Source organism: Streptomyces silaceus (genome assembly GCF_001419745.1).
Classification (GTDB): domain Bacteria; phylum Actinomycetota; class Actinomycetes; order Streptomycetales; family Streptomycetaceae; genus Streptomyces; species Streptomyces silaceus.
This window is the reverse complement of the sequence record NZ_LIRJ01000486.1, coordinates 299-5,151: the sequence shown is the minus strand read 5'-3', so window position 1 is coordinate 5,151 and position 4,853 is coordinate 299. Positions and strand designations below refer to the sequence as shown.

Below are 4,853 nucleotides of genomic sequence, written 5' to 3'. Positions count from 1 at the left end.
CGGGCGGCGGCTCCGGTTCCGGCTGGGGCGCCTCGTACCACCCGCAGGAGCCGAAGCCCGGCGGCCGGCGCGGCGGGCTCGTCGCTGCGGTGCTCGCGGCCGCCCTGATCGCCGGCGGCGTCGGCGGCGGCATCGGCTACTGGGCCGCGGAGCGCGAGAGCGACTCCAACTCGACCACCGTCTCGGCCCCGGACACCCCGGCCGACCTCAAGCGGGAGCCCGGCTCGGTCGCCAAGATCGCGAACGACGCGCTGCCGAGCGTCGTCACCATCGAGGCCCAGAGCGGCAGCGGCGAGGGCGGCACGGGCACCGGCTTCGTCTACGACAAGCAGGGCCACATCCTCACCAACAACCACGTGGTGGCGTCGGCCGCCGAGGGCGGCAAGCTCCAGGCGACGTTCTCGAACGGCAAGAAGTACGCCGCCGAGGTCATCGGCCGCGCCGAGGGCTACGACGTGGCGGTCATCAAGCTCAAGAACGCCCCGGACAACCTGAAGCCGCTCCCCCTCGGCAACTCCGACCGCGTGGCCGTCGGCGACTCGACGATCGCGATCGGCGCGCCCTTCGGCCTGTCGAACACCGTCACCACGGGCATCATCAGCGCCAAGAACCGCCCGGTGACGTCCAGCGACGGCGGACAGAGCGGCAAGAGCTCGTACATGAGCGCCCTGCAGACCGACGCGTCGATCAACCCCGGCAACTCCGGCGGCCCGCTCCTGGACGCGCGCGGCGCGGTCATCGGCATCAACTCCGCGATCAAGCCCGCGGACAGCGGCGGCCTCGGCGGCTCGGGCCAGTCCGGTTCCATCGGCCTGGGCTTCGCGATCCCGGTCAACCAGGCGCAGAACGTGGCCAAGCAGCTGATCAGGACCGGCCAGCCGGTCTACCCCGTGATCGGCGCCTCGGTCTCCCTCCAGCAGGAGGGCGCGAACGGCGCGACGATCTCCCAGGGGGGCACGGGCGGTTCGGACGCGGTCACCCCGAACGGCCCGGCGGACAAGGCGGGCCTCAAGCCCGGCGACGTCATCACGAAGCTGGACGACACGGTGATCGACAGCGGCCCGACGCTGATCGGCCAGATCTGGACCCACAAGCCGGGCGACACGGTCAAGATCACGTACGAGCGCGGCGGCAAGGAGCACACGGTCGACGTGACCCTGGGCTCACGCAAGGGCGACAGCTGACCCGCTCCCCGGCCCGCCGACCCGCTAGTCTTGTCCCCGCGCCGCCCGGACCTCCTCCGGTGGACGGCGCGGGGTGGGTTGCCCGAGCGGCCTAAGGGAACGGTCTTGAAAACCGTCGTGGTGCGAGCCACCGTGGGTTCAAATCCCACACCCACCGCAGTGGTTGGGCGTGCGTGCTGCCCAGAAGGGGCGTCCCGGTTCGGTCGGGGCGCCCCTTCCGTTTGCTGTGCGGAGGGGGCGCCTGCGGCTACACGGCCGTGCCGGGGGCCAGTTCGTCGATCAGCCCGCGGACGCGCGCCTCGATCTCGTCGCGGATCGGCCGGACCGCGTCGACGCCCCGGCCCGCGGGATCGTCGAGCTTCCAGTCCAGATAACGCTTGCCGGGGAAGACGGGGCAGGCGTCTCCGCAGCCCATCGTGATCACCACGTCCGACGCCCGCACCGCGTCGGTGGTCAGCACCTTGGGGGTCCGGGCCGAGAGATCGATGCCGAGTTCGGCCATCGCCTCGACCACGGCCGGATTCACGCTGTCGGCCGGGGCCGAACCGGCCGACCGGACCTCGATCGCGCCCTGGGCGATGTGGGCGAGGAAGGCGGCGGCCATCTGCGAGCGGCCGGCGTTGTGGACGCACACGAACAGCACGGACGGCCTGCTGGGGGCCAGGTCAGACACGGGCGGAACCTTCCTCGGTGGTGGCCGCGGCGGCCGGTGCGGGCGGGGAGCCGGGGAAGTACCGGCGGGCAGCCAGGGCGACGTACACCAGGCCGATGAGCACCGGCACCTCGATCAGCGGACCGACGACGCCGGCGAGTGCTTGCCCGGAGGTCGCGCCGAACGTCGCGATGGCCACGGCGATGGCGAGTTCGAAGTTGTTGCCCGCGGCGGTGAACGCGAGCGTGGTCGCCCGCGGATGGTCCAGGCCGACGGCCTTGCCCAGGGCCATGGACCCGGCCCACATCACGGCGAAGTACACCAGCAGGGGCAGCGCGATCCGAGCCACGTCCCAGGGCCGCGAGGTGATGGCGTCACCCTGGAGAGCGAACAGGACGACGATGGTGAACAGCAGCCCGTAGAGGGCGAACGGACCGATCCTGGGGACCAGTTGCGTCTCGTACCAGTCACGGCCCTTGGTCTTCTCGCCCAGCCTGCGGGTCAGGAACCCGGCGACGAGCGGGATGCCCAGGAAGATCAGCACGCTCCGGGCGATCTCCCACACGGACACGTCGAGGGTCGTCTGCTCCAGGCCGAGCAGACCGGGCAGGACGGAGAGATAGAACCACCCCAGTCCCGCGAAGGCGATCACCTGGAACACGGAGTTCAGCGCGACGAGGACGGCGGCGGCCTCACGGTCGCCGCAGGCCAGGTCGTTCCAGATGATGACCATGGCGATGCATCGGGCGAGTCCGACGATGATCAGTCCGGTCCGGTACTCCGGCAGATCGGGCAGGAAGATCCAGGCGAGGGCGAACATCACGGCGGGGCCGACCAGCCAGTTGACGACCAGGGACGAGACCAGGAGCGGCTTGTCGCGGGTGACGGTGTCCAGGCGGTCGTAGCGGACCTTGGCCAGCACCGGATACATCATGACGAGCAGGCCGAGCGCGATCGGCAGCGAGACTCCGGTGACCGTCGCCTTCGCCAGCGTGTCCCCGAGCCCCGGCACGAGTCGTCCCAGACCGAGTCCGGCGGCCATCGCCACCAGGATCCACACGGCGAGAAACCGGTCCAGGAACGACAGACGGGCCGACACGGATTCTTGGGCCCCGCTCACGAAGCTTCACCTGTCGCCCCGGCGGGGCGGGTGAGGAGGGCGGCGAGCTGGTCGGTCGTCTCGGGCAGCAGCCAGTAGTACACCCAGGTCCCGCGCCGTTCGCAGTCGATGAGACCGGCCTGGCGCAGGAGCTTGAGGTGGTGGGAGATCGTCGGCTGGGACAGGTCGAAGGCCGGGGTCAGGTCGCAGACGCAGATCTCGCCGCCCCGCCGGGAGGCGATCATCGACAGCAGCCTGAGCCGCACCGGGTCGCCGAGGGCCTTGAAGACCTTCGCCAGCGTCTCGGCCCGCTCCTCGTCCAGGGGAGCGGTCAGCAGTCCGGAGCAGCATGCGTCGGTGCTGTCGGCACTGTCCTGGCCGAGCACCACCAGCTCTTGTTTCGACATTCCTCTATGTTGACGAACTTCGATACAAGGCGCAAGGTTGCTGGGAGAGATATCGACAGGTGTCGAAACAGGCGGATCACCTGCTGTCGGCGCTTGTCGTTCCTGGCCATCCCCGACCAGGGATGGTCATTCCTTGTCATTCCTTGTCATCGAGGAGGCACCTCATGAGCGACCTGTCCAACGCCCCGTCCAACGCCCCGTCCAACGACCTGCGCGAGACCGTCCGTGAGCGCTACGCGGCCGCCGCCGTCCAGGTCACCGAAGGCGGCACGGCTTGCTGTGGTCCGCAGGCGATCGAGGTCGACGACACCTTCGGAGCCACCTTGTACGCGGCCGACGAGCGCGAAGCCCTGCCCGCCGAGGCCGTCGCCGCTTCCCTCGGCTGCGGCAACCCCACCGCCGTCGCCGATCTCCGCGAAGGCGAGCGGGTGCTGGACCTCGGGTCCGGCGGCGGCATCGACGTCCTGCTCTCCGCCCGCCGCGTCGGCCCGACCGGCAAGGCGTACGGCCTGGACATGACCGAGGAGATGCTCGCCCTGGCCCTGGCCAACCAGAAGAAGGCGGGCGCCACCAACGTCGAGTTCCTCAAGGGCACGATCGAGGCCGTCCCGCTGCCCGCGAACACGGTCGACGTCGTCATCTCCAACTGCGTGATCAACCTGTCCACCGACAAGTCCGCCGTCTTCGCAGAGATGTTCCGCGTCCTCGCGCCCGGCGGCCGTATCGGCGTCTCGGACGTCGTCGCCGATGACACGCTCACTCCCGGACAGCGCGCGGAGCGCGGCGACTACGTCGGCTGCATCGCCGGCGCGCTGTCGTTCGCCGAGTACCGCGAGGGCCTCGCGGCGGCCGGGTTCACGGACATCGGGATCGTCCCCACCCACGCGGTCGCCGACGGCATGCACTCCGCCGTCGTCCGCGCCACCAAGCCCGCCGACGCGTGACGTCGGTCCAGGGATCGGTCTAGGAGCCGGTCCAGGGGCCGGTCTAGGGAAGGGCGCGCAGGAGGACGAGGGAGCCCTCGTAGGAGGGGCGGTGGCGGAGGTGGCCGAAGGCCTCGTCCCAGGCGCCGGAGCCGAGGGCGCGGCGCAGGGAGGTGTCGAAGTCCTGGCGCGCCGCGTCGTCGATGAAGCTCCAGGCCGAGCAGGCCTGCCGGGCGGCCGGGTCGAGGAGCATCTCCGGGCGGCCGTAGTACGCCTCGTTGAAGCCGTCCGTGCAGTCCAGCGGGACGGGGACGGGACGGACGGTCACCGTGCCGCCGAGCGCGGCGGTGAGCAGGTCGAGCGGCGGGTGGCGGCGGGCCTCGGTCTCCAGGACGTCGGGCGCGTACTCGTAGAGCCAGAAGTCGCGTACGCGCGCGGGGTCGCAGGTCAGGACGGCGACGGGCCCGCGCGTGACCCGGCGCATCTCGCGCAGCCCGGCGGTGACGTCCGACCACTGGTGGACGCTGAAGAGGGTCATCGACGCGTCGAACAGACCGTCGGAGAAGGGCAGGTCCTCGGCGACGGCGT

At 70.8% G+C, this 4,853-nt stretch carries 6 protein-coding genes and 1 tRNA gene; 3 read left to right on the top strand and 4 right to left on the bottom strand.

Translation table 11 applies throughout. The features are described 5' to 3' along the window. The coding region (locus AOK22_RS34865; RefSeq protein ID WP_055702712.1) for a S1C family serine protease at window positions 1-1,184 on the top strand (1,184 nt) is incomplete at its 5' end. A gap of 72 nt (window positions 1,185-1,256) precedes the next feature. Continuing rightward, window positions 1,257-1,341: transfer RNA gene (locus AOK22_RS34860), tRNA-Ser, on the top strand. Between the two features lie 90 nt (window positions 1,342-1,431). Here AOK22_RS34860 and AOK22_RS34855 read toward each other — a convergent pair. From AOK22_RS34855 to AOK22_RS34845, 3 genes are read right to left on the bottom strand one after another with little or no spacing between them, the layout of a single operon-like run. After that, window positions 1,432-1,848, bottom strand: coding sequence for an arsenate reductase ArsC (locus AOK22_RS34855; protein ID WP_055702714.1), 417 nt, complete (start codon window positions 1,846-1,848; stop codon window positions 1,432-1,434). Window position 1,849: 1 nt separating this feature from the next. Continuing rightward, a complete protein-coding gene (gene arsB, locus AOK22_RS34850) occupies window positions 1,850-2,956 on the bottom strand; it encodes an ACR3 family arsenite efflux transporter (protein WP_079037021.1) in 1,107 nt (368 codons plus the stop codon). After that, window positions 2,953-3,342 (bottom strand): ArsR/SmtB family transcription factor, encoded by a 390-nt coding sequence (locus tag AOK22_RS34845; RefSeq protein WP_055702710.1) that lies wholly within the window; start codon window positions 3,340-3,342, stop codon window positions 2,953-2,955. Before AOK22_RS34845 ends, arsB begins: the two co-directional genes overlap by 4 nt. 164 nt (window positions 3,343-3,506) lie before the next feature. Here AOK22_RS34845 and arsM point away from each other — a divergent pair, with 164 nt between their 5' ends. Beyond that, the gene (gene arsM, locus AOK22_RS34840) at window positions 3,507-4,286 is read left to right on the top strand and encodes an arsenite methyltransferase (RefSeq protein ID WP_055702709.1); all 780 of its coding nucleotides are present in this window, start codon (window positions 3,507-3,509) and stop codon (window positions 4,284-4,286) included. Between the two features lie 43 nt (window positions 4,287-4,329). Here the strand turns inward: arsM and AOK22_RS43800 are convergent. Next, window positions 4,330-4,853, bottom strand: a 524-nt coding sequence (locus tag AOK22_RS43800; RefSeq protein WP_055702713.1) for a class I SAM-dependent methyltransferase, incomplete at its 5' end; no start/stop codon positions are given.

Excerpts from the sequence above, each read along its gene's own strand:
- arsM (WP_055702709.1), top strand. The coding sequence starts at position 3,507 with ATGAGCGACCTGTCCAACGCCCCGTCCAACGCCCCGTCCAACGACCTG.
- AOK22_RS34845 (WP_055702710.1), bottom strand. The coding sequence starts at position 3,342 with ATGTCGAAACAAGAGCTGGTGGTGCTCGGCCAGGACAGTGCCGACAGC.